This is a genomic window from Klebsiella sp. SYXHC3 (assembly GCF_057196925.1).
In genome coordinates this window covers 25,270-50,747 of record NZ_JBXUNG010000001.1, presented here as the reverse complement: position 1 = coordinate 50,747, position 25,478 = coordinate 25,270, and the positions used below count along the sequence as shown (strand labels likewise).

Annotated in this window: 21 protein-coding genes and 1 pseudogene; 11 read left to right on the top strand and 11 right to left on the bottom strand. The window is 58.2% G+C overall.

The features are described 5' to 3' along the window. Nucleotides 1-310: 310 nt before the first annotated feature. Entirely contained in the window at nt 311-2,710 is a 2,400-nt protein-coding gene (locus AC2CGP_RS00230; RefSeq protein WP_411303286.1) for a membrane-bound PQQ-dependent dehydrogenase, glucose/quinate/shikimate family, read from the bottom strand. A gap of 354 nt (nt 2,711-3,064) precedes the next feature. On the opposite strand from AC2CGP_RS00230, the gene AC2CGP_RS00225 reads away from it, so the two are divergent. Continuing rightward, on the top strand, nt 3,065-3,205 hold the full coding sequence (locus tag AC2CGP_RS00225; protein WP_015705194.1) for a hypothetical protein: 141 nt from the start codon (nt 3,065-3,067) through the stop codon (nt 3,203-3,205). Between the two features lie 46 nt (nt 3,206-3,251). On the opposite strand, the gene AC2CGP_RS00220 is transcribed toward AC2CGP_RS00225, so the two are convergent. After that, a complete protein-coding gene (locus tag AC2CGP_RS00220; protein WP_015366931.1) occupies nt 3,252-4,142 on the bottom strand; it encodes a LysR family transcriptional regulator in 891 nt (296 codons plus the stop codon). 140 nt (nt 4,143-4,282) lie between these two features. Between AC2CGP_RS00220 and AC2CGP_RS00215 the strand changes: the two genes are divergently transcribed. Genes AC2CGP_RS00215 through AC2CGP_RS00190 form a run of 6 tightly spaced genes read left to right on the top strand, consistent with a single transcriptional unit; the run spans nt 4,283 to nt 10,007 of the window. Continuing rightward, the gene (locus AC2CGP_RS00215) at nt 4,283-4,990 is read left to right on the top strand and encodes a CoA transferase subunit A (RefSeq protein WP_047739843.1); all 708 of its coding nucleotides are present in this window, start codon (nt 4,283-4,285) and stop codon (nt 4,988-4,990) included. Nucleotides 4,991-4,992: 2 nt separating this feature from the next. Further along, the gene (locus AC2CGP_RS00210) at nt 4,993-5,661 is read left to right on the top strand and encodes a CoA transferase subunit B (protein ID WP_015366933.1); all 669 of its coding nucleotides are present in this window, start codon (nt 4,993-4,995) and stop codon (nt 5,659-5,661) included. After that, entirely contained in the window at nt 5,658-6,839 is a 1,182-nt protein-coding gene (locus AC2CGP_RS00205; protein WP_125992036.1) for an acetyl-CoA C-acetyltransferase, read from the top strand. Before AC2CGP_RS00210 ends, AC2CGP_RS00205 begins: the two co-directional genes overlap by 4 nt. 11 nt (nt 6,840-6,850) lie before the next feature. Continuing rightward, a complete protein-coding gene (locus AC2CGP_RS00200; RefSeq protein WP_015366935.1) occupies nt 6,851-7,774 on the top strand; it encodes a 3-hydroxyacyl-CoA dehydrogenase family protein in 924 nt (307 codons plus the stop codon). A 47-nt stretch (nt 7,775-7,821) separates the two neighbouring features. Next, nucleotides 7,822-9,213: a GntP family permease gene (locus tag AC2CGP_RS00195; RefSeq protein ID WP_015705189.1), complete on the top strand. Its 1,392-nt coding sequence runs from the start codon at nt 7,822-7,824 to the stop codon at nt 9,211-9,213. 23 nt (nt 9,214-9,236) lie between these two features. Next, on the top strand, nt 9,237-10,007 hold the full coding sequence (locus AC2CGP_RS00190) for a 3-hydroxybutyrate dehydrogenase (protein ID WP_015366937.1): 771 nt from the start codon (nt 9,237-9,239) through the stop codon (nt 10,005-10,007). 48 nt (nt 10,008-10,055) lie between these two features. Here the strand turns inward: AC2CGP_RS00190 and AC2CGP_RS00185 are convergent, their stop codons facing one another. Both AC2CGP_RS00185 and AC2CGP_RS00180 read right to left on the bottom strand, forming a co-directional pair. Continuing rightward, the gene (locus AC2CGP_RS00185) at nt 10,056-10,448 is read right to left on the bottom strand and encodes a cell envelope integrity TolA C-terminal domain-containing protein (RefSeq protein WP_015366938.1); all 393 of its coding nucleotides are present in this window, start codon (nt 10,446-10,448) and stop codon (nt 10,056-10,058) included. 92 nt (nt 10,449-10,540) lie between these two features. After that, nucleotides 10,541-11,413, bottom strand: coding sequence for a LysR family transcriptional regulator (locus tag AC2CGP_RS00180; RefSeq protein ID WP_015366939.1), 873 nt, complete (start codon nt 11,411-11,413; stop codon nt 10,541-10,543). A gap of 106 nt (nt 11,414-11,519) precedes the next feature. Between AC2CGP_RS00180 and budA the strand changes: the two genes are divergently transcribed. The 3 genes from budA to AC2CGP_RS00165 are packed head-to-tail and all read left to right on the top strand — an operon-like array spanning nt 11,520 to nt 14,781. Then, nucleotides 11,520-12,299: an acetolactate decarboxylase gene (gene budA / locus AC2CGP_RS00175; protein ID WP_015366940.1), complete on the top strand. Its 780-nt coding sequence runs from the start codon at nt 11,520-11,522 to the stop codon at nt 12,297-12,299. 9 nt (nt 12,300-12,308) lie between these two features. Next, nucleotides 12,309-13,988 (top strand): acetolactate synthase AlsS, encoded by a 1,680-nt coding sequence (gene alsS / locus AC2CGP_RS00170; protein WP_015366941.1) that lies wholly within the window; start codon nt 12,309-12,311, stop codon nt 13,986-13,988. 22 nt (nt 13,989-14,010) lie between these two features. Further along, a complete protein-coding gene (locus tag AC2CGP_RS00165; protein WP_213759691.1) occupies nt 14,011-14,781 on the top strand; it encodes a (S)-acetoin forming diacetyl reductase in 771 nt (256 codons plus the stop codon). 184 nt (nt 14,782-14,965) lie between these two features. Here AC2CGP_RS00165 and AC2CGP_RS00160 read toward each other — a convergent pair whose 3' ends face one another. The 5 genes and pseudogenes from AC2CGP_RS00160 to AC2CGP_RS00140 all read right to left on the bottom strand — a co-directional run bounded on the left by AC2CGP_RS00160 (nt 14,966) and on the right by AC2CGP_RS00140 (nt 21,641). Beyond that, nucleotides 14,966-15,484: a tetratricopeptide repeat protein gene (locus tag AC2CGP_RS00160; protein ID WP_484502315.1), complete on the bottom strand. Its 519-nt coding sequence runs from the start codon at nt 15,482-15,484 to the stop codon at nt 14,966-14,968. A 27-nt stretch (nt 15,485-15,511) separates the two neighbouring features. After that, nucleotides 15,512-17,671 (bottom strand): annotated as a pseudogene (ccmI, locus tag AC2CGP_RS00155) (c-type cytochrome biogenesis protein CcmI); the annotation flags it as partial. A 79-nt stretch (nt 17,672-17,750) separates the two neighbouring features. Then, nucleotides 17,751-19,094, bottom strand: a complete 1,344-nt coding sequence (locus AC2CGP_RS00150) for a c-type cytochrome (RefSeq protein ID WP_026612333.1) — start codon at nt 19,092-19,094, stop codon at nt 17,751-17,753. A 10-nt stretch (nt 19,095-19,104) separates the two neighbouring features. Continuing rightward, entirely contained in the window at nt 19,105-20,889 is a 1,785-nt protein-coding gene (locus AC2CGP_RS00145) for a GMC family oxidoreductase (protein WP_015366945.1), read from the bottom strand. 2 nt (nt 20,890-20,891) lie between these two features. Continuing rightward, nucleotides 20,892-21,641, bottom strand: coding sequence for a gluconate 2-dehydrogenase subunit 3 family protein (locus AC2CGP_RS00140; RefSeq protein ID WP_026612334.1), 750 nt, complete (start codon nt 21,639-21,641; stop codon nt 20,892-20,894). A 511-nt stretch (nt 21,642-22,152) separates the two neighbouring features. Here AC2CGP_RS00140 and AC2CGP_RS00135 point away from each other — a divergent pair. Continuing rightward, nucleotides 22,153-22,524 carry a VOC family protein gene (locus tag AC2CGP_RS00135; protein WP_045361196.1) on the top strand — a complete coding sequence of 124 codons (372 nt, stop codon included), beginning with the start codon at nt 22,153-22,155 and terminating at the stop codon, nt 22,522-22,524. 7 nt (nt 22,525-22,531) lie between these two features. Here the strand turns inward: AC2CGP_RS00135 and AC2CGP_RS00130 are convergent, their stop codons facing one another. Beyond that, nucleotides 22,532-23,602 carry an ABC transporter ATP-binding protein gene (locus AC2CGP_RS00130; protein WP_086557273.1) on the bottom strand — a complete coding sequence of 357 codons (1,071 nt, stop codon included), beginning with the start codon at nt 23,600-23,602 and terminating at the stop codon, nt 22,532-22,534. Next, nucleotides 23,595-25,364: an ABC transporter permease gene (locus AC2CGP_RS00125; RefSeq protein WP_020079033.1), complete on the bottom strand. Its 1,770-nt coding sequence runs from the start codon at nt 25,362-25,364 to the stop codon at nt 23,595-23,597. The genes AC2CGP_RS00130 and AC2CGP_RS00125 overlap by 8 nt, the downstream gene beginning before the upstream one ends. Nucleotides 25,365-25,478: the final 114 nt, after the last annotated feature.

The following is a 25,478-nucleotide window of genomic DNA, read 5'->3' as shown; positions in this document are numbered from 1 at the left end:
ACACGCCGAACGTCAAAAAGGCCCATCACCAGGATGGGCTTTTTTTTGCTTCATGCGACAGGGAATAATGAGGATCCAGCCGGACTGGCGGAAAGCGCTAAGAATATTGCCGTGCAATGGATTTTAATGATTTGAGAGTAGAGAAAACCACGGGTTCGCCGATGTCTCTGGCCTACGTCAATGCCGCAGGGCAGCGTATTGCGCAGAGTGATATTCAGAGAGTAAAAGTCCAGCATTGCCCCCTGCTACCTCCCCCGGCTGTCAGCCAGGAACAGGTCCCGTTTACCGGGACCTGTTTCGTTTAGAGAGGTTATTCCTCCAGCGCGTAGGCGATGATATCGTCCCCGACGTCCGGCGAGTGGCTGGCGCCGCCGGCGGAAATCAGCACATACTCTTTGCCGGTTTTCGGCGATTTGTAGACCAGCGGCGCTGCTACCGCGCCAACCGGCAAGCGAGCGCGCCACAGCTCTTTACCGCTGGCGGAATCCAGCGCCCGCAGGTAGTTATCCTGGGTACCGGCGAAGAAAACCAGCCCAGAGGCGGTAGAGGTTGGGCCGCCCAGGGTCGGCATTCCCAGCGGGATATGCAGATGGGTTTTCATCCCCAGCGGACCGGTATCTTCCACCGAGCCCATCGGTACCTGCCACAGTAGCTGACGGCTGTTCAGGTCAATGGCGCTCATGGTACCAAACGGCGGAGTATTACAGGGCACGCCCAGCGCGGACTGCAGGATGTCGATACGCACGCCGCCGTAAGGCCCGGCCACTTGCGGGCGAACGGTGCCCATAAAGCCAGGAACTTCGTCGGTGGAAACTTTGTATTTCGCCATCTCTTCCTTGCGCACCAGCGACATCCGCAACGGCATACGCATATCGTTGACGAACAGCGTACCGGTACGTTCATCGATGGTGATGCCGCCCCAGTTCATGCCGCCGAGCAGGCTTGGCCACTCGATATACGGTTTCTCTGACGGCGGCGTATACATGCCAAGGTAGGTCGACTCTTTAAAATCGATACGGCACATCAGTTGGTCGAACGGCGTCACGCCCCACATTGATTTTTCGCTCAACGGCTCGACGCCTAACTGCGGCATGCCGGTAGAGAACGGCTGGGTGGCAGACAGATGTTCGCCCTCCGCCCCCTGATGAGCGACGGGCAGCTCTTCAACACGGGTCACCGGTTTACCAGTGCGGCGATCGAGCACGTAAATCTGTCCGGTTTTGGTGGTCTGGATCAGCACCGGGACGTCCTCGCCCTGCTCGTTTTTCATGTGGTACAGTACCGGCTGCGATGGGAGATCATAATCCCAGATATCGTGGTGAACGGTCTGGAAAACCCATTTTGTTTTACCGGTACTGGCATCCACCGCCACCACCGCGGAGCCATATTTCTCTTTCGCTTCATTACGATCGCCGCCCCAGTAGTCCGGCGGACCGTTGCCCGTCGGCAGATAGACCAGATTCAGCTCTTTATCAAAGCCGGGAATGGTCCACACGTTCGGCGTTTCGAGGGTATAAACGCGGCTTTTTTCCGGGTCGGTGATATTTTCCGGCTTGCCTACATCCCAGGCCCAGACGACTTTACCATCGCGTACGTCAAAAGCGCGTACGACCCCGGATGGCTCGCCGTGTACGATATCGCGTACCCAGCCGCCCAGCACCGCAATATGCCCCATGATCACCGGCGTTGAAGTCGGATGGTAGCGTTTGCTGTTTTCGGTGTCGCCCATGCCCTGCTTCAGATCCACGCTACCGTGGTCGCCGAAATCAGCGCACAGTTCGCCGGTTTTGGCATTCAGCGCCAGCAGGCGCGCATCCACGGTCGATACCATGATCCGCTGCGGACACTGTTGCAGCGCCGGGCTCGCTTTTTCTTCCGCGCTGAGCGTATCGTCGCTCTGCACGTCATAGTAACCCACACCGCGGCAGGTCACATGTTCCGCCGTCTGCGCGTGCGGGTCAAAGCGCCAGCGCGCCTTGCCGGTATCGGCATCAATGGCGGTCACCACGTTGAGCGGCGTACAGGAATAGAGCGTATCGCCAATTTGCAACGGCGTATTTTCGTCAACGCCAATGGCCGGGCCGGTCAGGCGGCGGCCTGTGTGGTAGGTCCAGGCGACTTTCAGCTTATGAACATTTTCCGGGGTAATATCGGTATACGGCGCGAAACGGGTGCCGGAGGCATCGCGGCCAAAGAACTCCCAGTTATCGCTTTTTGCCGCCTGCGTCGCACTATTGTCGCTCGCCGCTTTCACGACGCCATTGTGGATGCCGCCGTGCGGATAGAACGCCGAAACCAGCGTCGCCAGCAGCACGATAAAAATAACCGTGGCGCTCCAGTTCGCCAGACGCACGCGAGCCACCGGCATCGCCGCCGCCAGCCACAGGGCCAGCATTAGCATCAGCGCAGGAACCACCAGACGAGGGATCAGGCCCCAGTAGCTGAGCTGCACTTCATACAGCGCCCAGACCAGCGTTAACAGGAAGGTAATAACAGCAAGAGGCAGCGCGTATTGACTACGAGTGAAGTACCCAACGGCGATGATAAGATAAGCGAGACCGGCTAACAGATACCAGGCGCTGCCGCCGAGCGAGAGCAGCTTGCCCCCCCAGATAGTTAAGAAAATCCCAATGCCAAAACTCAGTAACACAAAAAGCAATCGGTAGATGGTGAAGAAAATCCTTCGACCATGACCTTTTTGTTCGTCCATATTTCATCCCATTCGACAGATGTCGATATAACCAAAGCATTTATTTTTAAAGCGCCGATCGATAAACGATGCCGCTCAGCGCAGTTAACCTGTTGGTTGGACGCCCCAAACCAGGGCGAAGAACGTAAGAAAGTATATGGACATGTAAATTTTATGTAAAATTTAACCGCATAAAATGTTTAGAATTTTTTAATTCATAAAATGAATTTGATAGCTCTTATCGTTGAAAACTACGAAATACTCAGTCTGGGCACGGTATTAACGTAATGTGCGGCAATCGGCCGATGAGATGCATCGCCCTACGCTTTGCCCTATAATTGATGACGGTTAAAACTGAACTTATGTGGGTAACTCATGGAAATTGATCTCGACAACCTGGTCTTTAGCGGCCTGGAAGAAGCGGAAGAGCGTAACGCTGAACGCCTGGATGAAGCGGATAAAAAAGCGCAGGCGATTGTTGCCGATGATGATTGCGGCGATGCCTGCAAAATCTAATGATTAAACCGGCTAACCAGGCCGGTTTTTTTTCGCCTGTAACTGCCTAAGCGGGCAAAAAGCCCTTTAGCGTTTCCAGCAGCGCCTGCGCCGCCTTCGACAACTGCATATGTCCGGCATGAATAACGCCAATGCACTTTTCAATCGGCGGATCGCTTAACGGTAGACAAACCGCTCCCAGCGACTGCATCTGCGACTGGCATAACGCGGGCACCGCGCTGCCGCCCAGACCGCTGGCGACCATCCGCCCGACGGTGACCAACTGATGACTTTCCAGCGCCACGTCCAACTGGCTACCGCTACGCGCCAACTCTTCTTCCAGCATCAAACGCACCGCCGATGGCCGCTGCAGGGTTATAAAATCCAGCGTCAGCAGTTCACGCCAGCTCAACTGCTTTTTACTCGCCAAAGGCGACGTTTTCGGCACGATCGCCACGAAGCGATCCACCGCCAGCGGCGTAAACAGCAGATTGTTGACGGGCGATGGCTCAAACGCGATCCCCATCTCCACCCGGCCTTCGCGCACCATCTCAATGACCTGCTCATTAATCACGTCATGCACCGTTACGTTGACTCCCGCATAGCGGTCGCGGAAGGCTTTAAGCACTTCCGGCAGCACGTTAGCGGCAAACGACGGCATCGCGGCGACGGAGATCTTTCCCCGCTGCAGGGTGAAACTTTGCCGCATCGCCTCTTCGGCATTATCCCAGTCCGCCAGCAGCTGGCGGGCCATCGGCAGAAAGGTTTCTCCCTCCTGGGTTAAGGTCACTTTGCGGGTGCTGCGCTGCAGCAATGCCCCGCCAAGCGCCTCTTCCAACCCCTTAATGGTCAAACTCAGCGCCGGCTGCGACAGGTTCAGACGCTCGCTGGCGTGGGCGAAGTTAAGAGTGTGAGCTACCGCTAGAAACGCGCGTAACTGTTTGACACTCATTCTCATTTTTCTACCTGTTAACTAATTGAAAGAATTTAGTTAACGATAAATTAATAAAAAAACCAAATGAGTGGGTCACAAATTCAAAATTATCAAATCAGTCCGCGCCCTTAATGATAGAGCCATCGCAAGGCAGGAGAAAAATGATGGCAGGACTGGATAAGCGCGTCGCCAGCTATGAAGCGGCGCTGGACGGATTAACCGATGGCATGACGTTACTGGCCGGCGGCTTCGGCCTGTGCGGCATCCCGGAAAACTTAATCGCCGAGGTCAAACGCCGCCAGGTACAGGGCCTGACGGTAGTTTCTAATAACTGCGGCGTTGATGGCTTTGGTCTCGGCATGCTGCTGGAAACGCGCCAGGTACGCAAAGTCGTGGCCTCATACGTTGGCGAAAACGCTCTCTTTGAACAACTGGTACTGAGCGGCGAACTGGCGGTGGAACTGACCCCGCAAGGTACGCTTGCCGAGAAAATTCGCGCCGGCGGTGCCGGGATCCCCGGATTCTATACCTCGACCGGTTACGGCACGCCGGTAGCGGAAGGCAAAGAGGTGCGTCAGTTCGACGGTAAAAATTACATTCTCGAAGAAGCCATTCGCGGTGATTTCGCCCTTGTGAAGGGCTGGAAAGCCGACTGGTACGGCAACGTGGTCTACCGCCATACCGCGCAAAATTTTAACCCGTTGATGGCCACCGCCGGACGCATCACGGTAGTGGAAGTCGAAGAAATCGTCGCGCCGGGCGAACTCCCCCCTTCCGCCATCCACACGCCCGGTATTTATGTCGACCGGCTGATCGTCGGGCAATTCGAAAAACGTATTGAACAGCGCACGCTGCGCGCCGGAGGGAACTGAACATGTTAACTCGCGAACAAATGGCGATGCGCGTCGCCCAGGAACTGCGCGACGGCGATTATGTCAATCTCGGTATCGGCATTCCCACGCTGGTCGCTAACTATATTCCAGCCGGTATTGAAGTGATGCTGCAGTCGGAAAACGGCCTGTTGGGGATGGGCGAATTTCCCGATGAGTCAACGATTGATGCCGACATGATTAACGCCGGCAAGCAGACCGTTACCGCCCAAACCGGGGCGGCAATTTTTGACTCCGCCCAGTCCTTCGCCATGATCCGCGGCGGCCACGTCGATCTCACGGTCCTCGGCGCTTTTGAAGTCGATGTCGCGGGTAATATCGCCTCGTGGATGATCCCGGGAAAAATGGTGAAAGGCATGGGCGGCGCCATGGATCTGGTGGCCGGCGCGCAAAACATCATCGTGGTGATGACGCACGCCTCGAAAAACGGCGAATCCAAACTGCTCCCGCAATGTACCCTGCCGCTCACCGGCGCGGGCTGTATTCGCCGGGTACTCACCGATCTCGCGCTACTGGAAATTAGCGACGGCGCCTTTGTTCTGCGCGAATACGCCCCTGGCGTCAGCATTGACGAAATTGCCCGTAAAACGGCGGGACGGCTGGTCATTGCCGATGACGTCCGCGAAATGCGCTTCACTAAGGAGGCAATATGAAAGAAGTCGCTATCGTCTGCGCGCTACGTACGCCAATCGGCAGTTTTCGCGGCGCCTTGTCTTCCCTTTCCGCCGTCGAGCTTGGCGCCGCCGTAGTGCGTGGTCTGCTTGAACGCACACAGCTACCGGCCAGCGCCGTTGACGAACTGATTTTTGGCCAGGTATTAACCGCCGGCTGCGGACAGAATCCGGCGCGACAAACCGCGCTGCGCGCCGGGCTACCGGTTGAAACTCCGGCCGTTACCGTCAATCTGGTTTGCGGTTCCGGGCTGAAAGCCGTGCAACAGGCGGTACAGGCCATTCGCAGCGGCGAGGCGGAGATAGTGATCGCCGGCGGCCAGGAGAGCATGAGCAATGCCCCATATCTGGTTCAGGGCGCGCGCGATGGCCTGCGCTTCGGCCATGCCAGCATGCAGGACAGCATGATTCAGGACGGATTATGGGATGCGTTTAACGACTATCACATGGGCATCACCGCCGAGAATCTCGCCGACGCCTTTGATATCTCCCGCCCCCAGCAGGATGCCTTCGCCGCCCTTTCGCAACGCAAAGCCGCCGCCGCGATAGCCGCCGGGCGCTTTCAGGCTGAGATAGTGCCGCTTAGCGTCCCTCAAGGTAAAAAAGCGCCGCGCATGGTGGACGCAGACGAACAGCCGCGCCCGGAAACCAGCGAACAACAGCTGGCGCAGTTGCGCCCTGCCTTTCGCACGGAGGATGGCAGCGTCACCGCGGGCAATGCCTCTTCGCTCAACGATGGCGCCGCGGCAGTCTTATTGATGAGCGTCGATAAAGCGCGGCAGTTTGGCTTGCCGGTGCTGGCGCGGATTGTCAGCTCTGCGGTGGCCGGCGTCGATCCGTCCGTGATGGGTATCGGCCCGGTAAGCGCTTGCCGGAAGGCGCTGCAGTGCGCCGGTTGGTCGCTGAACGAGGTGGATCTCATCGAAGCCAACGAGGCCTTTGCCGTGCAGGCGCTGGCCGTTGGCAAATTGCTGGAGTGGGACAGCCAGAAAGTCAACGTCAACGGCGGCGCTATCGCGCTCGGCCATCCGATTGGCGCCTCAGGATGTCGCATTCTGGTTAGTCTGCTGCACGAGATGCAGCGCCGCGATGTCAGCAAAGGCCTGGCGACGCTTTGCGTCGGCGGCGGTCAGGGTATCGCGATGACCATCGAACGTTAACAGGAGCCACTATGTTTACACCACAACTGGCGGTACTGGGCGCCGGCCTGATGGGCGTCGGCATCGCCTGTCATTTTGCCCGCCACGGCCACACCGTACGCCTCTACGACACCGACCCGGCGCGCGTTAGCGAGATTCCAGGCGTCGCCGCCGCCATTTTGCGCGAGCTCGAAGAGTGCGAGCAGTTTGATGCCGCTCAGCGTACGGCGGTGCTCTCGCGCCTCTCCGGCACCACGGCATTAGGCGATCTTGCTGACGCGACCTTGCTGATCGAAGCGATTCCGGAACGTCTGGCGCTCAAGCACGCCTTATACCGCGAACTGGAAACCTTAATAGCCGACGAAGCCATTATCGCCAGCAACACCAGCGGACTACCGCCCGATCGGTTGGCGCAGGGTATGCGGCATCCGGAACGCTTGTTAATCGCCCACTTCTGGCATCCGCCGCATTTTATCCCGCTGGTGGAAGTGGTGCCGGGCAGCGCAACCCTGCCGCATCTCGCCAACCAGGTCAGCGATTTTTTATCCTCCTGCTCGCTGGAAGCGGTAGTACTCAACCGCGCCGCGCCGGGGTTCGTCGGCAACCGACTACAGTTCGCCCTGCTGCGCGAAGCGCTGCATATCGTTAAGAGCGGCATCGCTTCGCCGGAGGTGGTCGACAAAGTGATGCGCGCCTCGCTCGGCCGCCGCTACGCGATGGTCGGGCCGCTGGAAGCCGCCGATATGACCGGTCTGGCGACCGTCCAGGATATCTGCCAACACCTGCTGCCGGAACTGGCCACAGGCAGCGACATGATGTCGCTGGTCGCCGACAAGGTTGCGCAAGGCGCTACCGGCGCCCGCAGCGGGCAAGGTTTTTATCACTGGGATGAGACCCGGCAGAAACGAATACAGTCGCGCCGTGAGCATCAGCTGCGCTACGCCCTGAAACCGTAACTTCTCGTTTTGTACCCCGACAATAACAATGATAGTGAGGAGTCGTAATGAGTGTGTTGATTGCCCTGGCCGCGTTGGCATTACTGATGCTGGCTGCGTATCGTGGATACAGCGTTATCCTGTTTGCCCCTATCGCCGCGCTTGGCGCGGTCCTGCTTACCGACCCGAGCGCGGTAGGCCCGACCTTTACCGGCCTGTTTATGGAAAAAATGGTCGGTTTCGTGAAGCTCTATTTTCCGGTATTTCTGCTCGGCGCCGTCTTTGGCAAGCTGATTGAACTATCGGGCTTCTCGCGTTCCATCGTCGCCGCCGCGATTCAAATTCTCGGGCGTCGACATGCGATCCCGGTGATCGTGCTGGTCTGCGCCCTGCTAACCTACGGCGGCGTTTCGCTGTTCGTGGTGGCTTTTGCGGTCTATCCCTTTGCCGCCGAACTGTTTCGCCAAAGCGGAATCCCGAAGCGACTGATCCCGGCAACCGTCGCGCTGGGCGCATTCTCATTTACCATGGATGCCCTGCCGGGCACCCCGCAGATTCAGAACATTATCCCCACCAGCTTTTTTGGCACCAACGCCTGGGCAGCCCCCTGGCTTGGATTGATAGGTTCACTGTTTATCATCACCTTCGGTTTACTGTGGCTGGAACGACAGCGGCGGAAAGCGCTCGCGAATGGCGAGGGATACGGTACCGATCTGCAAAACGAGCCGCAGACGCCGGATAACATCAATCTGCCGCATCCGCTGATCGCCATTGCCCCGCTGCTGCTGGTTGGCCTGCTGAACCTGCTGTTTACCCGCTGGATCCCGCAATGGTACGGCGCCAGCCACGAGCTAACGCTGCCAGGGCTTGCCAAACCCATCGTCACCGAGGTCGGCAAAATCACCGCTATCTGGGCCGTCGAGGCCGCGCTGCTATCCGGTATCGTCGTGGTGCTGGTGTTCGGTTTTCGTAATATTCGCGGCCGTCTGGCGGAAGGCAGCCGTACGGCGGTCGGCGGCGCGATCCTCGCGGCGATGAATACCGCCTCGGAATATGGTTTCGGCGCGGTGATTGCCGCCCTGCCGGGTTTTCTGGTGTTGTCGAAAGCACTGACCGCCATTCCCAATCCCCTGTTAAACGAGGCGATTAGCGTAACCGTACTGGCGGGGATCACCGGCTCCGCCTCCGGCGGGATGAGCATCGCGCTGGCGGCAATGTCCGATACCTTCGTGGCCGCCGCCCACGCCGCTAATATTCCGCTTGAGGTACTCCACCGCGTCGCTTCAATGGCCAGCGGCGGCATGGATACCCTGCCGCATAACGGCGCCGTCATCACGCTGCTGGCAATCACCGGCTTAAGTCATCGCCAGGCTTACGGCGGCATTTTCGCCATTACGCTTATCAAAAGTCTCGCGGTTCTGTTTGTCATTGCCGTGTTCTATTTAACCGGTATTGTCTGATGCCTGATTTAAGGAGTAACGAAATGAATTTAAACGGTAAAACAGCGCTGGTCACCGGCTCCACCAGCGGTATTGGTTTAGGCATTGCCAAAGTGCTGGCGCAGGCCGGCGCGCAGCTGGTGTTGAATGGTTTTGGCGACAGCACGAGCGCGCGAGCCGAGGTTGCCGCGCTGGGTAAAATTCCCGGCTATCACGATGCCGACCTGCGCGACGTCGGGCAAATTGAAGCGATGATGCGTTATACCGAAAGCGAATTTGGCGGCGTCGATATTGTGATTAATAACGCCGGTATCCAGCATGTGGCGCCAGTGGAGCAGTTCGCGGTGGAAAAATGGAACGATATTCTGGCGATAAATCTGTCCAGCGTCTTCCACACCAGCCGACTGGCGCTGCCGGGCATGCGCGAGCGCAACTGGGGGCGGATTATTAATATTGCCTCCGTGCATGGGTTAGTCGCCTCGAAAGAGAAATCCGCCTACGTTGCCGCCAAGCATGGGGTGATTGGCTTTAGCAAAACGCTGGCGCTGGAGACCGCGCGTACCGGCATTACCTGCAACGCGATTTGCCCCGGCTGGGTACTGACGCCGCTGGTTCAGCAGCAGATCGATAAACGTATCGCTGAGGGGGCCGACCCTGAGCAGGCCAGAGCGCAGCTGCTTGCCGAAAAACAACCCTCCGGCGAATTCGTGACGCCTCAGCAACTGGGGGAAATGGCGCTATTTTTATGCAGCGACGCCGCCGCGCAGGTTCGCGGCGCGGCGTGGAATATGGATGGCGGCTGGGTGGCGCAGTAATTATCTTCCCAACGGGGAGCCTGTCTGTTCCTCCCCGGTTGGTTCGTGCTATTCACCCTTCATATCAAACCGCGATTGAGCAAAGGCCTTGTAGACTTTATCGTTAGTAAACGGCGGGAAGGTCGCACTTTTTGCCGCCTCACGCAGCGCGGCACAATAGGCTTTATTTCCCTCAGCCGTATTCATCTTTTCCAGAGTGCCATCCTGGGCGAATTCTAAATGCAGGCGGCACTTTTTTCCCCGCCACGCGTAGCGGTCAGCAAGTTGCGACTCGAAGGCTTCTTTGATCCCCCTCGCCTGCTGACCATACTCATCCTCATCGCTAAAACGCCCGGAGTCACAGCTACCGAGGGCAGAGGTTTTATGACAATCCGACGGGTGTAGCGGCGCACAACCGCTTAGCGCAACGACTGCCGCGACAAATATCCATGCTTTTTTCATCATACATCCCTGTTGGTTTCAGCAATAAAAAACTGCCATTACTGTACCGCAAACCGGAACGATCGCAGCCTGCTATTTCTCAGGGGCAATAATCAAAACATCTCCAAAAATCGCTTCACCGTGCGCGAACGCTCGAAGCGCCGCCAGGCGATGGCAATATCGGTCTTGACCGGCGTCCCCTGTATCGATTGATAGCTGACGTTGGGCAGCGCGATACAGGTCATCGACTGCGGCACCAGCGCGAAACCAAATCCGGCGTTAACCATACTCAGCGACGATGAAATCTGCGACGACTGCCTGGCGCGGTTCATATCGATCCCGGCGCGCAGGCAGCTATTGAACACCAGCTCATACAAACCCGGCGCCACTTCGCGCGGGAAGAGGATCGGCGCGACGTCCCGCAACTGTTCCAGCGCCAGCGTCGGTTCCGCTGACAATGGATTATCGCGCGGGAGCGCAATGACCATTGGCTCTTCATCAATGATACGCAAGTTAAACGCCTTACTGCTTTCACACGGCAAACGGACAAAGGCGATATCGATCTCCGCCTCGCTCAGCGCCGCCATCAAATTTGCCATGTTGCCCTCCCGTTGATGGAGGATGACGCCTGGGTGATCGAGCTGAAAACGGTGCAGCAAGGTGAAGATTTGTGGATGGAAAGCATCAGAACTGGTAATGCCTAACGACAGGCTGCCGTTCATTCCGCGGGCAATGCCCTTGGCCTTTTCCAGCGCCGCATCGCTCAGCGCGAGGATTTGGCAGGCATCTTCATAAAAGGACTCCCCGGCTTCGGTCAGCTCCACCCCGCGGGTTAGCCGACGCAACAGCGGAGTGCCAACCTCTCGCTCAAGCCGCTGAATTTGCTGACTTAACGGTGGCTGTGAGATACCCAGTTCTTTCGCTGCCCGGGTGAAGTGCCGCGTGCGGGCGACGGCGACAAAATAGCGTAGATAACGAAGTTCCATATCGAAAACGTCTCAAACCAGCATGGTTTCTATATTGGAACTGTGAGCTGAATCGGGTCAACCTTTATTTAACCTTTCTTATATTTGTTGAACGAGGAAGTGGCTCATGAATCATGCTTCAGATTGCACCTGTGAAGAGAGTCTGTGTGAAACGCTACGCGCGTTTTCCGCTCAGCATCCCGATAGCGTGCTGTATCAAACTTCGCTGATGAGCGCCCTGCTCAGCGGCGTCTACGAAGGTACCACCACCATTGCGGACCTGCTGAAGCACGGTGATTTCGGGCTCGGCACTTTTAATGAACTCGACGGCGAGCTGATCGCGTTTAGCAGCCAGGTTTATCAACTGCGTGCCGACGGCAGCGCGCGTAAAGCGCGCCCGGAACAGAAAACGCCGTTTGCGGTGATGACCTGGTTTCAGCCGCAGTACCGTAAAACCTTTGACCATCCGGTCAGCCGCCAGCAGCTGCATGAGGTTATTGACCAGCAAATTCCTTCCGACAATCTGTTCTGCGCGCTGCGAATCGATGGTCATTTCCGCCACGCCCATACCCGCACCGTGCCTCGTCAGACGCCGCCCTACCGGGCGATGACCGACGTGCTCGACGATCAGCCGGTTTTCCGCTTTAACCAGCGTGACGGCGTACTGGTCGGTTTTCGTACCCCGCAGCATATGCAGGGAATTAACGTCGCCGGCTATCACGAACACTTCATTACCGATGACCGCCAGGGCGGCGGCCACCTGCTGGACTACCAGCTCGACCGTGGGGTATTGACCTTCGGCGAAATTCATAAGCTGATGATCGACCTTCCCGCCGACAGCGCGTTCCTGCAGGCCAATCTGCATCCCGACAATCTCGATGCCGCCATCCGTTCAGTAGAAAGTTAGGAGATTCACATGGACAAACAGTATCCGCAGCGCCAGTGGGCGCACGGCGCCGATCTGGTCGTCAGCCAACTGGAAGCGCAAGGCGTACGGCAGGTCTTCGGGATCCCCGGCGCTAAAATCGATAAGGTTTTCGACTCGTTGCTGGACTCCTCAATCCGCATTATTCCGGTGCGCCACGAGGCCAACGCCGCCTTTATGGCCGCCGCGGTCGGGCGCATTACCGGCAAAGCGGGCGTCGCGCTGGTGACCTCCGGACCCGGTTGTTCCAACCTGATAACCGGGATGGCCACCGCCAATAGCGAAGGCGACCCGGTGGTGGCGCTGGGCGGCGCGGTCAAACGCGCGGATAAAGCCAAACAGGTACACCAGAGTATGGACACGGTGGCGATGTTCAGCCCGGTCACCAAATACGCCGTAGAAGTGACCTCGCCGGATGCGCTGGCGGAAGTGGTTTCTAACGCTTTTCGCGCCGCCGAGCAGGGTCGCCCGGGCAGCGCCTTCGTCAGCCTGCCGCAGGATGTGGTCGATGGCCCGGCGACCGGCAAAGTGCTGCCCGCCAGCAGCGCGCCGCAGATGGGCGCCGCGCCTGACGAGGCAATCAATCAGGTTGCGAAGTTGATTGCCCAGGCGAAGAATCCGGTGTTCCTGCTTGGATTAATGGCCAGCCAGACGGAAAACAGCGCCGCGCTGCATCGTTTGCTGGAAACCAGCCATATTCCGGTCACCAGCACCTATCAGGCCGCCGGGGCGGTCAATCAGGATAACTTCTCGCGCTTCGCCGGGCGCGTCGGGCTGTTTAACAATCAGGCCGGTGACCGCTTATTGCAACTGGCCGACCTGGTTATCTGCATCGGCTATAGCCCGGTGGAATACGAACCGGCGATGTGGAACAGCGGCAACGCGACGCTGGTACATATCGACGTACTGCCCGCCTATGAAGAGCGTAACTACACGCCGGATGTCGAGCTGGTGGGCGACATCGCCGGCACGCTGAACAAGCTGGCGCAAAATATCGATCATCGGCTGGTGCTCTCGCCGCAGGCTGCTGAAATCCTCCACGACCGCCAGCATCAGCGGGAACTGCTTGACCGCCGCGGAGCGCAGTTGAATCAGTTTGCCCTGCACCCGCTGCGTATCGTTCGCGCCATGCAGGATATCGTCAACAGCGACGTCACGCTGACGGTCGATATGGGGAGCTTCCATATCTGGATCGCCCGCTATCTCTACAGCTTCCGCGCCCGTCAGGTGATGATCTCCAACGGTCAGCAGACCATGGGCGTCGCCCTGCCGTGGGCCATCGGGGCCTGGCTGGTCAATCCGCAGCGCAAAGTGGTCTCGGTCTCCGGCGATGGCGGTTTTCTGCAATCCAGCATGGAGCTGGAAACGGCGGTCCGCCTGAAAGCCAACATCCTGCATCTTATCTGGGTCGATAACGGCTACAACATGGTCGCTATCCAGGAAGAGAAAAAATATCAACGCCTGTCCGGCGTCGAGTTCGGTCCTATGGATTTTAAAGCCTATGCCGAATCCTTCGGCGCGAAAGGGTTTGCGGTGGAAAGCGCTGAGGCGCTGGAGCCGACGCTACGCGCGGCGATGGACGTCGACGGCCCGGCGGTGGTCGCCATCCCCGTGGATTACCGTGATAACCCGCTGCTGATGGGCCAGCTACACCTGAGTCAAATTCTTTAAGTCATCACAAAAGGAAATGGAAATGAAAAAAGTCACACTTGTCACCGGCGCCGGTCAGGGCATTGGTAAAGCTATCGCGTTACGCCTCGTGAAGGACGGTTTTGCCGTGGCGATCGCCGATTACAATGACGTCACAGCGAAAGCCGTGGCGGATGAAATCAACCAGCACGGCGGCCGGGCAATCGCGGTCAAAGTCGATGTTTCCGACCGTGAGCAGGTGTTTGCCGCCGTCGAACAGGCGCGAAAAACGCTGGGCGGATTCAACGTCATCGTCAATAACGCCGGGGTCGCGCCATCAACGCCTATCGAATCCATTACGCCGGAGATTGTCGACAAGGTCTACAACATCAACGTTAAAGGGGTGATCTGGGGGATTCAGGCGGCAGTCGAGGCCTTTAAAAAAGAGGGGCACGGCGGCAAAATCATCAACGCCTGTTCGCAGGCCGGACACGTCGGCAACCCGGAACTGGCGGTCTACAGCTCGAGCAAATTCGCCGTACGCGGTTTAACGCAAACCGCCGCTCGCGACCTGGCGCCGCTGGGTATTACCGTTAACGGCTACTGCCCGGGGATTGTGAAAACCCCGATGTGGGCCGAGATCGATCGTCAGGTATCCGAAGCGGCGGGTAAACCTCTGGGCTACGGAACTGCCGAATTCGCCAAACGCATCACCCTCGGCCGCCTGTCTGAGCCAGAAGATGTCGCCGCCTGCGTCTCTTATCTCGCCAGCCCGGATTCCGATTATATGACCGGTCAATCGCTGCTGATCGATGGCGGGATGGTATTCAATTAATAAAAAATAAGCTCTGACATGGTTTGCCCCTGCCTGTTCGCAGGGGCTTTTTTTCGTCTGTTACGCCGTTATTTTGCCGGGTGGCGGCTACGCCTTACCCGGCCTACCGTTCGCGCGGTCACTGCCATTTGTAGCCCCGGTAAGCGACAGCGCGACCGGGGAGTAGTGCAGAAAAAGCAAATATTTACCGCGCCTGCTGCTGCGCCTGCGCCAGCTGGCGGGCAATCGCCTCGCGGCGGGCATCGCCCTCCGGCAACAACATCAGCAACTGCTGTAGCGCCGCTACCGCCTGCGGATAGTCTTCATTGCGTACCGCGCTGAGCGCCAGCATCTCCAGCACCGGCAGGTTTTTCGGCTGCCGCTGATGCAGATCGCGCAGCAACAGCTCGCCCATCCGCATCTGCGCGTTATCGCCCGCCCGCACCAGCGCGCTGGCATAATCAAAGCCTACCGCCGGGTCATCCGGCGCCAGCTTATGCGCCCGCCCGAACGCGCCGATCGCCGTCTCGCCATCGTTTAGCAGCAGACCGAGCCGCCCAAGCAGTTGCCAGCCGGCGAGATCGTCAGGGCTAGCCTGCAGATGGCTGCGCAGCCCAAGCCTCAGCTGGGCCAACTCATCCATCCGCAGCGGCGCTGCGGATGGATCTTTCGCCTGCGCCAGCAACGCGGGATAATGGCGCTCGCTCTGTCGCCACAGCAGCACCTGACCCACATCGCTGGTTTTCAGATAGAGCCCGCCGCTGACAAAGACCAATAATAGCGCCCCCGGTAGCAGCAACCAGCGGCTAAGCGGCCGAACGCGCGTCTGTTCCTGCGGCGAGATATCCGCCAGCAGCGTACGTTGCAGCTCGACGATCATCGCCTCATTACTATCAGTATGCTCCTGCTCCAGTTCGCGCAGTCGGGACTGGTACAGCGAGCGGTTAATGTCATTGCGATCCGCTGCTGTTTTCTGTTGCCGCGACCGGCGGTAACGCGGATCGAGCATACAGCACAGCCCACCCAGCGCCATCAGTACGCCGCCGTACCAGATCCAGCGCACGAATGGTTTGTAGTACAGACGCACCGCCCAACTGCCATCATCCAGTTCTTCACCCAGCGCGGCGTAAAGATCGCGGGTAAACCCGCCGCTGATGGCCGCTTCGGTCATCATCATCCGGCTGGCGGTGTAAAAGCGTTTTTCGGCATACAGCGTGGCTTCCGGGCGACCGTTGCGGCTGACGGCAATCACCCCCTCGCCGCCGTTCCAGTTCGGCCCGACGATATTACGCACGCCCTTGAAGACGAAGTGATAACGATGAATATCGAGGCTGTCGCCAGCCCGCATGCGGACATCGCGCTCGATGCTGTAGTTCTGGCTGAAGGTGATGCCAATGACGGTTACCGCCACGCCGACATGGCCGAGCACCATTCCCCACTGGCTACGCGTTAAGGTGCGCAGGCCGCGCCAGAAGCCGTGGCGATGCGTGGCCCGTTCATGGACTTCAATCAGCGCGAAGATAAGCACCCACAGCGCCATCATCAGGCCGATGAACGCCATCGCGGTGATGCGGTCCTGAAGAAGCCATGGTAACGCCAGTGAAAGTGACAACGTCACGACAAGTGATATCGCCAATCGTTTAAGCTGTTTACCAGGCTCATCGCGGCGCCAACGAATCAGCGGCCCCAGCCCCAGCAGCAGCGCAAACGGCGCCATCAGCGCGGTGAACATGGTATTGAAGAACGGTTCGCCGATCGATATCGTCCCCAGCCCCAACGCTTTATGCACCAACGGCAGCAGCGTGCCTAACAGCACCACCAGCATCGCGGCCATCAGCAGAATATTGTTGCCAAGCAGGAACGACTCGCGCGACCAGAGCGTATGTTCCACTCGCGCCCGCACTCGCCCACCTTTCACCGCATACAGCAGCAGCGAGCCGCCAATCGCGAGGGTCAACAAGGCCAGTATAAACATCCCGCGCGCCGGATCGGAGGCAAAGGAGTGCACCGATACCAGCACGCCGGAACGCACAAGAAAAGTCCCCAGCAGGCACAGCGAGAAAGCCGCCAGCGCCAGCAGTACCGTCCAGGCGCGGAAGCTGCCGCGCTTTTCGGTCACCGCCAGCGAATGCAGCAACGCGGTGCCGACCAGCCACGGCATAAACGAGGCGTTTTCCACCGGGTCCCAGAACCACCAACCGCCCCAGCCCAGTTCGTAATAGGCCCACGCCGAGCCCAGCACGATCCCAAGTGTCAGGAACATCCACGCCGCCTGCGTCCACGGGCGCGACCATCGCGCCCACGCGGTATCCAGCCGCCCCGCCAGCAGCGACGCAATCGCGAAGGCGAAGGCCACCGAGAAGCCAACGTAGCCCATGTAGAGGATCGGTGGATGAAAAATCATCCCGATATCCTGCAGCATAGGATTGAGATCGCGGCCATCTACGGGATACAGCGGCAGGCTGCGGCTGAACGGATTGGAGGTGAACAGGATAAAAAGCAGGAAACCGAAGGCGATCATTCCCATCACCGCCAGCACCCGCGCTACCGCGTCGGGCGGCATCTGGCGACTGAAGAGCGCGACGGCGAACGTCCACACGCTGAGCAGCAGCACCCACAGCAGCAAAGAGCCTTCGTGCGCTCCCCAGGTGGCCGCCACCCTGTACCACACCGGCAGCGCGCTGTTGGAGTTTTCCGCCACATAGCGCACGGTGAAATCATTGATTACAAAGGCATGCACCAGCAGCGCAAACGCGCCGATGATGCAGATAAACAGCGCGCAGGCCAGCGGCCGGGCTAATGCCATCAGCCATCGTTCCTGGCGCGCTGCGCCCCATAGCGGAAAGATACTTAGCAGCAGCGCCAGCCCTGCCGCCAGACACAGCAGGTAGTTGCCCAGTTCCGGCATCATGGCTGTGTCCCCTGTTGTTCAGGTGTCATCACGTTTTTTACCTCAGGCGGGGCGAATCCAGTGCCCCGCCCCGGCCCAGTTACTCTGCAGCAGCCGGCAGTTTCGAGACGTCGGCGTTACCTAACGCCTTCTCATCGCGAATCATCGACTTATCTTTTCGTACTTTCGCCACATCGCTGGCGCTCACCGGCGGCGCGTTGTTGCCCCAACTGGTGCGGATGAAGTTGACCACATCCGCAACCTGTTGATCGTCAAGACGCCAGCCGAATGACGGCATGGTCAGGTTCGAGACCGCATCCTTCACCGCCGGCGTGGTGTTGCCGGTCAGAATGATGTGAATCAGCGAGGTCGCATCTTCGGTCTGTACCACCGGGTTGCCTTTCAACGACGGGAACGCGCGTTTATAACCGACGCCGTCGGTACGGTGGCAGGCAGCGCAGTTATCGACGTACAGCGCCGCGCCGGTTTTGCTGTCATCGCCTTTCCACAGATCTTTCGCCACGCTATCTTCCACCGGAGCTGGCGTCTGTTTACCGCCGCGCGGCGGTAACGACTTCAGATAGCGAGCAATAGCGGTGATATCGTCATTCGAGAGATACTGCAGGCTGTGCTCAACCACGTCGCTCATGCCGCCGAAGACCACGGATTTATCATTGCGCCCGGTTTTAAGGAACTCGGCCAGTTCAGCTTCGCTCCAGCTCCCCAGCCCGTCGCGATTTTCACCGCGCAGGCTGGATGCCACCCAACCGTCAATCGGCGCATTGCTACCCGCCAGGTAATCATCGCCTTCACTTTCGCTAAGCGCTTTTTCCTGCATCGTCAGGCTACGCGGGGTGTGGCAGGCGCCGCAGTGGCCAAGGCCTTCCACCAGGTAACGGCCGCGCTCCAGTACCGGGTCCACCTGCGGATTGGCGACAAAGTCGCTCGGGGACGGAGCGAAGATGCCGCGCCAGAACGCCAGCGGCCAGCGCATCGACAGCGGCCACGGAATGTCCGTGTCTTTGTTGGCGACGTTAACCGGCTCCACGCCGTGCATAAAGTAGGCGTACATGGCGCGCATATCCGCTTCGTTGATACGGGCGAAGGAAGGATACGGCATCGCCGGATAGAGCGTTGAGCCGTCTTTACGCACGCCTTTACGCACCGCGTCGTCAAACTCTTCGAAGGTATAACCGCCAATACCGTGCGCTTTGTCCGGCGTGATGTTGGTGGAATAAATGGTGCCGATCGGCGTTTCCATCGGCAGACCGCCGGCAAAAGGTTTGCCCTCTTTACCGTTGGTGTGGCAGGCCACGCAGTCGCCGGCGCGCGCCAGATATTCGCCCTGCTTAATCAGATTGCTGTCCGCAGGCGCCTCTTCGGCGAACGCCGCGCAGCTTAACGCACCGAGAACCAGTGCCGATAACCATTGCATTTTCATGATTTGCTTTCCCTTATGCCTGCACCAATGGACCCGGATTTCTCAGGTACTGTTCGCGGATAGCCTTCGCCGACCAGTAGGCCAGCGCGGCAACGGTCCCCGTCGGGTTGTAGCCCAGCCCCTGTGGGAAAGCGGAAGCGCCTATGACGAAGACGTTATGCACGTCCCAGCTCTGCAGATAACGGTTCACCGCGCTGGTTTTCGGATCTTCGCCCATCACCGCGCCGCCGTTCATATGGGTGGTCTGGTAGCTGGTGGTGTCAAAGTGGCTATTGGCGTTTTTCGGGCTGCCGAGCATATATTTCGGCTTCATCGCTTTGGCGATCGGCGCCATCTTGTCGAACATAAACTGCGCCATCTTGATGTCGTTTTCCTGCCAGTCGAAGGTCATGCGCAGCAGCGGCTGACCAAAGACGTTTTTGTAGTTCGGATCGAGATCGAGATAGTTCTGCCGATAGGACTGATGCGCACCGTGAGCATCCATCGACAGGTGGTGCGTGTAGGTGTCGGCCACCGCCGATTTCCATTTACTGCCCCACGCAGGGGTACCCGGAGGCACCGGCACGCCGGAGATAGGCTTGGTCCCCGCCTGGTTGACCCAGAACGGCGAACCGCCGACGAAGCCCGCCGCGCCGTGATCGAAGTTATCGGCGTTGAAGTCATCGACGCCGACGCCGTTGCCGCCCGCGCCGATGAACGGGTTGGTGAAGGTATCTTTATCGAAAATGGCCTTGATAGTGGTCATGTTCTGATAGGCGAAGTTACGCCCGACCACCCCTTCGCCCGTCTCAGGATTGTACGGTTTACCGATCCCGGAAAGCAGCATCAGATGCACGTTATGGAACTGGAAGGCGCCGATAATCACCAGATCCGCCGGCTGTTCCATTTCACGGCCCTGACCGTCGACATAGGTCACACCGGTGGCGCGGGATTTATCGTCGGTCAAATTGACCTTCAGCACGTTGGCGTTGGTACGCAGTTCAAAGCGTTTTTCCTGGCGCAGCGCCGGCAGAATGTTAACGTTCGGCGAGGCTTTCGAATACATGTAGCAGGCGTAGCCGCTGCAGAAACCGCAGAAGTTACACGGCCCCATCTGCGCGCCATACGGGTTGGTATAGGAGTCGGAGGTGTTTGCGGAAGGCAGGTTATAGGGATGATAGCCCACTTCCAGCGCCGCTTTTTCAAACAGCTGCGCCGACCAGGTATTTTTCTGCGCCGGCAGCGGGAAATCGTCCGAGCGATCCGGCGCAAAGGCGTTACCGCCGCGGCCTTTACCGACAACCTTCCCTTTAACCGACCAGGCGGTACCGGAGGTGCCAAAGACTTTTTCCGCTTTATCGAAGAACGGTTCCAGTTCGTCGTAGGTGACGCCGAAATCCTGGATGATCATATCCTGGGGAATGAAGTTTTTGCCGTAACGCTCTTCATAATGGCTGCGCATACGCAGTTCGATCGGATCGACGCGGAAATGCACGCCGGACCAGTGCAGACCCGCGCCGCCAACGCCGGTGCCCGGCAGGAAGGCGGCCAGTTGGCGATAGGGTACCGCCTGCTGGCTGGTGTTGTGACGAATCGTCACCGTGCTTTTAGAGAGATCCTGGAACAGCTTGCGGCGGATGTTATAGGTCAGCTCATCGATAACCTGCGGATAAGCGCCGTCCGGCCAGGTATCGCGCATCGGGCCGCGCTCCAGCGCGACGACGTTGAGCCCCGCTTCCGTCAGCTCTTTGGCCATGATCGCGCCAACCCAGCCGAAGCCAACGATCGCTACATCGGTTTTTTTCAATACGGTCGCCATGATTACGCCCTCTCCCCATTAATTGATACCGGCGGGAAGGGATAGCGTTCGCCTCGTTCAACCCAGTCCATAAAGTCGGCGCGCGCGCCGGGAAAATTAATCAGCGTCCAGCCGACCATGCCTTTATTGCCGCCATGGATAGGGTCGCTGAAGAAGCCTTCGCGGGTGTTTTGCAACAGATAGGAGAAAAACAGCGAGGCTGGCAGCTGTTTGAACTGCGCCTTGCCGGATTCCCACAGACCGAGCGCCTCATCCTGCTGTTCGCCGCTCAGTTCAGCAAAGCTCTTGTGATACTGGTTTTGACACCACTCTTCGGCATCGGCGATACCGAGGTTATAAATCTGTTTTGGTACCAGCGGCAGCTGGTAGCCCATCTCTTTCGGCACGTCGGGGTTAAATGGCCCCTGCATATACCAGATGGAACCGGTGGCATAAGGGGTGTTAAGCTGGCGGTCGATAAACTCCGGCACACCGGCCTCTTTGGCGCCGGGACCGAGTTCATCGGCCGGGATTAAGCGAGCGACGGCGGCGTTGATAAACAGCCACTCGCGATCGTTGAAGAATTGCGGCTTCCAGTCGCTGGATGTCGCGTTGCCACCGGCTGAGGGTGCGGAGGCCGCCTGTGCCGTGGCGCTCGCCGCCACGCCAATGGCGCCCACGCTGCCGCCGCCGATGACTACCGTTGGAATCAAGGCCATTGATTTTACTAAAAAATCACGCCTTGAATTGTTGGTTTTCTCGCTCGACATAATCACATTCCTGTCAATTAAAAATACTGTTTTGTCGCTTACAAGCCCAGCAAATCCCGCTCTGGTACCGATACCATTGAACTGTTGCGAAACAGACCGTCTGGCTTTGGCCAATAAGACGTACAATAAATCGCCAATAGCGATAAGATTTATAGGGTTATCGTTTGGATATTAGACGATTCTCAACGCAACGCGGGAAAATGGCGCAAATATTCACCGGGTTGTCACGATAAGATCGGGCATTTAATAACCTGAGTGCGGTAAGTCATGCGGAAATTTCGCGCCTTTGGTTTTACCAAAGCGCCAATAAAGGGTGATATGTATCACATTTGTTATTTTTTGTTTATGGTACATGGCAGATTAAGCACCTGTAAATACTCGCTTAATGAATAATTAAACAATTCGAGCTGTTAAATTAGTTAATCACCGTTGTTAATTAAATCGATACTGGTTCCCTTATCAATTTAACGACACGGTGATGTCGTACAGATATTCCCAACCACAAGGAGAATTTATGTTCGATCATGTCAAATTTGGCGTCAGTGATTATGCCGCGAGCAAGGCATTCTTTTTACAGGCGCTGGCGCCGCTCGGCGTGACGCTGGCGGGCGAAGGCGAGCCGGCTTACGGCGCGGAGCTAGCCGGGGCGAACGATGCCTCTTTATGCCTCTATCAAAGCGAAGATAAACCCGCGCCGCTGCATATCGCCTTTTGCGCCGAGAGCCGCGAGCAGGTTGACGCCTTCTGGCACGCGGCGCTGGCCGCCGGAGGCAAGGATAACGGCGCGCCGGGATTACGACCTAATTACCACGCCAATTACTACGCCGCCTTTGTCATTGCGCCAGATGGACACAATATCGAAGCGGTGTGTCATCTGACGCCCTGAGCAAAGTTTATCGCTGCGGAAAAACCCACACATCATCCGCGGGCAGCGTCAGATGACAATGTTCGGCATCACGCAGGGCCGTGCCGTAGGCGCGGATGGCAAAGTCATCGCCCTCGGTGCGGAACAGATATTCCCACCGATCGCCGAGGTACATGCTGGTCAGCAGCGGAAGTTCCAGCCTGTTATCCTGCGGCGAGCAGTCAAGGCGCAGCCGTTCGACGCGGATCACCGCCGTCGCCGGCTGACCGACGCTGACCCCCTCGCCCGCGCGTCCCCATAGCGCCCAGCTGGCGCCTTCAACTCGCGCGCGTCCGTCCTCCAGCGCCGTCACCTTACCGTGCAGGCGGTTATTACTGCCCATAAACTCGGCGGCGAACAGGGTGGCCGGATTGCCGTACATCTCCTGCGGCGTCCCCTGCTGTTCAATCACGCCGTTGTTAAGCAACAAAATGCGATCGGAGATCGCCATCGCTTCATTCTGATCGTGGGTGACCATCAGCGCCGACAGGCCCAGCTTAATAATGAGCTCGCGCAGGAATACCCGCGCCTCTTCGCGCAGCTTGGCGTCGAGGTTAGATAGCGGCTCATCCAGCAGAATAACCGGTGGGTTATACACCAGCGCCCGTCCTATAGCCACGCGCTGCTGCTGGCCGCCGGATAGCTGATGCGGATGCCGATTACCGAGATGTCCCAGACCTAGCTGCTCGAGAACGCTCTGCACCCGCTGTTTAATCTCGCCGCTGGCCACCTTACGCAGTTTCAGCGGATAGGCCACGTTGTCGAATACCGTTTTATGCGGCCACAGGGCGTAGGACTGGAACACCAGCCCGAGATTACGCTCTTCCGCCGGGATCTCGCTACGCGGACTGCCGTCATAAACCACGTTATTGCCGATGGTGATCCGCCCGGCGGTCGGTTTCTCCAGCCCGGCGACCGCGCGTAACAGCGTGGTTTTCCCGCTACCTGAAGGGCCAAGCAGCGACACCACCTCCCCGCGTTTGAGCTCCATCGACACCCCTTTCAGCACCGGGTTGTCGCCATAGGTCAGATGCAGATTGTCTACCGATAACTCAATCATGTAATTTCACTCCAAAGCGCAGGGCGATACCCAGACCGACTACCACCAGCAGAATATTGATAAACGATAGCGCCGCGACGATATCAATGGCGCCCGCCGCCCACAGAGAGACCAGCATCGACCCGATCGTTTCGGTGCCTGGCGACAACAAATAAACGCCGGTTGAATATTCGCGTTCAAAGATCAGGAACATCAGCAGCCAGGAGCCGATAAGCCCGTAGCGCGCCAGCGGAACGGTGACGTGGCGGGTGATTTGCCCGCGAGAGGCGCCAGTGCTGCGCGCGGCCTCCTCCAGCTCCGGCGCCACCTGCAGCAGCGTTGATGAGATAAGGCGCAGGCCGTAGGCCATCCACACCACCGTATAGGCCAACCAGACGCTGAAAATGGTGTTGCGCAGCGCGCGCAGTTGCACGATAAGGTGTTCGCGCAGCCAGTCGGCGATCGGCAGCGCCGAGAGCCAGCCGTTTTTCAATGACTGATCGAGCCACATCGGCACAAACAGAAACACCCACAGAAACGCCAGACCAGCCAACAGGCCCGGCACCGCGCGCGGTACCAGCACGCTGTAGTCGAGAAAGCGCGTGACGTTATCCGGTTTACGGTGCATGGCGATACCGACAAACAGATAGCAGACCACCGCCAGCGCGCCGCCGATAATCCCGATCGCCATCGAGTTGACGATCGCCCGCAGCAGGTTCGGCTGCTGCCAGATGTTGCGGAAAGTCGCCAGCGACAGCTCATCCCATAGCGAAACGCCAACGCCCCAATTGGAAATAAAGGCCCGTAGCGCCACACCCAGTAGCGGGACGCCGATGGTCACGGTTAACCACGCCACCACGACCGCGCCCGCGACCCAACGCCATTTCCCCAGCGGCAAGGCGCGCGACTGCGACGCTTTACCTTTCATGGTCACGAAGCGGTTGGCGGTACGCATCAACCGGCGCTGCAACATCACCAGCGGAATGGTAATGCAGATTAACACCACCGCGACCGCCGCCATCAGATGGTAAGAAGGCGTTCCCAGTTTATTAGTCAACTTATAGAGATAGGTCGCCAGTACCATGTTGCCTTCCGGATCGCCGAGCACCAGCATCAGGCCAAAGACCTCAAGGCCGAGGAAGAACAGCAGCACGCAGGCGTAGAGGATGGACGGCCGTACCATCGGTAGGCTCACCGAGGTCATCACCTGAAGCGGCGTGGCGCCGACGGTACGCGCCGCCTCTTCCACATCCGAACCGACGCTGCGCAGCGCCGAGGAGATATAAAGATAGGCATGCGGGACGTGCGTTAAACCGGCGATTACCACGATGCTGAACATCGAGTAGATATTCCAGGGCACAAAACCAAGCCACGCTTGCGCCCACTGCGACAGGAAACCGACCGGCCCGGCGGCCACCACGTAACCAAAGCCCAGCACCATCGGCGAGACGAAAATCGGCACCAGGATCAGCGGCTCAATAAAGCGCCTGCCGGGTAAATCGGTACGTACCATTAAAAAGGCCAGAATGCCGCCCAGCGGAATCGCGATAATGACCAGACCAAAAGCGAGGATAAATCCAGAGCGTAAGGCCAGGTAAAAATCCGGGTCGGTAAAAATAAAACCGAAGGCTTCGAGGCTCCACTCTTTCGAGCGGGCAAAAAATGGTGCGGAAAGAAAACTTTGCGCCACGATAAATAATAGCGGAACGTAAATTACCAGTGCCGCTATCAATACCACCATGCCACGCGGTAGCCCTTGCCACTTTCTGCGTAAAATGTTCATCTTTAATTCCCCTGGCAAAGTGCAGAGATAAATTATCAAGAAGAGATAATGAGTACTTATTTACTGAATACTGATACGATCATTCCCCCGGATACATTCCAGGGGAAGTTTCAC